The organism is Neobacillus drentensis (assembly GCF_036962125.1).
GTDB classification, from domain to species: domain Bacteria; phylum Bacillota; class Bacilli; order Bacillales; family Cytobacillaceae; genus Neobacillus; species Neobacillus drentensis_B.
In genome coordinates this window covers 14,499-14,765 of sequence record NZ_JBALOA010000045.1, presented here as the reverse complement: position 1 = coordinate 14,765, position 267 = coordinate 14,499, and the positions used below count along the sequence as shown (strand labels likewise).

1 rRNA gene is annotated in these 267 nt (G+C 43.1%); it reads left to right on the top strand.

The annotated features are described in order from the left end of the window. Window positions 1-27 precede the first annotated feature (27 nt). Window positions 28-144, top strand: a 5S ribosomal RNA gene (rrf, locus tag V7121_RS24660). Window positions 145-267: the final 123 nt, after the last annotated feature.

Sequence of the window (267 nt, the reverse complement as noted above, 5' to 3'; positions counted from 1 at the left end):
TGAGGGAATGAAACCTCAATTAAATAGTCTGGTAATTAAGGCGAGAAGGTCACACCCGTTCCCATACCGAACACGGAAGTTAAGCTTCTCAGCGCCGATGGTAGTTGGGACACGCGTCCCTGTGAGAGTAGGACGTTGCCAGGCACATGAAGGACAACCTGAAAAGGTTGTTTTTTTGTTTTTATATTAGTAAATATGATTATTGACTAATGGAGATCATTGCTAAGGGGTGAAAAATAATAGTCGGTCTTTAATGCCCGAACGAGG